Raw genomic sequence first — 1,707 nt, 5'->3', positions numbered from 1 at the left:
TGTTGAGAATAACCAATTAAGTGGTAAAGATGTTCTCAACATGCAGAACGAACTAGAAGTTGCAGAGAAGGAAGGTAAAGATACTCAACCGATCTATGAAAAATATGGCGCGTTGAGTGAAAAGCAACGAGAAGAAGCAATAGTAAAAGAGTGTAGTAATAATGTGTACTGTTCTCTTGCAGCTTGGGAGATGATGAACACAGGAAGTGAACAAGCAAACTCCAAATTAGTGGCTATTTTCTCTAAGTTAAGCCCTGAAGAACAAGCGAAATTCAATGCGTTTGTGAATGCAGAGAATGCCGAAAGTGCTCATGCTATTTATCAATCACTTCCAACATCAGTTCGTGTGGCGCTACAAGGTAAGGAAATTCTAGATAGTGCAGGAATACGAGGAGCAGCTACAGGTTCAGGTGGGATTTCAGCGATCGGGATTAGAGGTAAAGGGAATAAAGAAAAAGCTAATGAAACAAAAGATTCAGATCAACCTGTTAAAGCTCTTGATGTCGCTTCTTATAAAGAATTGAAGGATCGCTCTAAAGTTGGTGATGGGTTAGAACATGATCACATACCTTCTTTTGCTGCTCTAAAAAAAGCAAAAGAAGCTGAATTAGGTCGCCCTTTAACTAAAGAAGAATCTAATAAGCTTTTTAATGGCGCTACAGCGGTTGAAGTACCTAAAGATGTTCATGCAGCAGGACCTACATATAAAGGCAAAAACTCAGCAGCTCAGGTACAAAAAGATGCATCTAATCTTTGTGGAGCAGAATGCCGAGATACAGAAGCTCTGAGGAAGAATATGATAGATAAAGGATACGATCCTAAATTAGTAGATGATGCAATTAAAAAAATAATAGAACGAAATAGAGATAAAGGAGTTATTAAATGATAGTTGAGTGGGCTGAATTTATCAGTGCTCTCGGTAAGTCTAAGAACTCTCAAGAGTTTAAGCAACTTTGTTTGTCTATAAATGAAGTTGCAGACATATCGTCCGATCCAACTGAATATAATGATCCTACAGATAGGACAACATATTACAGCTTCAAGCATTCAGGGGTGGAAATAGGATTCCGGCAGAACGTATTAAGTCATGTTCATTTTTATTTCAACGATGATGAAGGTTACAATACGTACAAAGGTAAGCTGTTATATGATATTTGTGCTGGATGGAATAAAAATAATACATTGCAAGTATTAGGAAAGCCATCTTTGCAAGGTGGTGGAAATATGGATATGCTCCTTGGCTATATTAATAGTTGGGTTAAGTATCAGTTTGAATATTATGATTTGAATTTTCAATTCAAACAGAATGGCTCTTTATCTCGTTGTAGCTTGATATCTAAATAAAAGAAGATCCCTGTTCACTCTGGGATCTCCTTATCCGCCTTACTCCCCCTCAGCCAGCCGGATAATCAGCTGGCCGGCTTGGCGGGTGAGAGTGACGTTGCTGCCCACCGTAAATCCTAGCTCACTCAATCACTTACCGCTGAATGTGAGTTGTGGGCTGGAGTTAGGTTTACCGCGGTTCGGGGCGTAACCCACTGTATACTGTCTGGTTTTGACCACTTCTTCTTTAATCACCCATCCAAATATTGCAAGCCTATCGTGTTATTTCCCTTTCTTTTTTTGTTCAAAAACACAGAACAAACCACCGACAAATACGACTCGAAGCAAAAAGGCGGCAGCCTGTCGGGGAGTATTGGCACAGGG

Annotated in this window: 1 protein-coding gene and 1 pseudogene; both read left to right on the top strand. The window is 39.7% G+C overall.

Features of this window, described 5'->3' with window-relative positions; all coding sequences use genetic code 11:
* Positions 1-886: pseudogene (locus PR808_RS20615) on the top strand (hypothetical protein); the annotation flags it as partial.
* Positions 883-1,344, top strand: coding sequence for a hypothetical protein (locus tag PR808_RS20610; RefSeq protein ID WP_272539996.1), 462 nt, complete (start codon positions 883-885; stop codon positions 1,342-1,344). The pseudogene PR808_RS20615 and the gene PR808_RS20610, both read left to right, overlap by 4 nt.
* The last annotated feature ends 363 nt before the right edge of the window (positions 1,345-1,707 follow it).

This window comes from Providencia sp. PROV197, from assembly GCF_028479625.1.
Classification (GTDB): domain Bacteria; phylum Pseudomonadota; class Gammaproteobacteria; order Enterobacterales; family Enterobacteriaceae; genus Providencia; species Providencia vermicola.
This window is presented reverse-complemented; position numbering and strand designations above follow the sequence as displayed.

Bases quoted from the DNA above. Each gene is read 5' to 3' on its own strand.
- PR808_RS20610 (WP_272539996.1), top strand. From the start codon at position 883: ATGATAGTTGAGTGGGCTGAATTTATCAGTGCTCTCGGTAAGTCTAAG.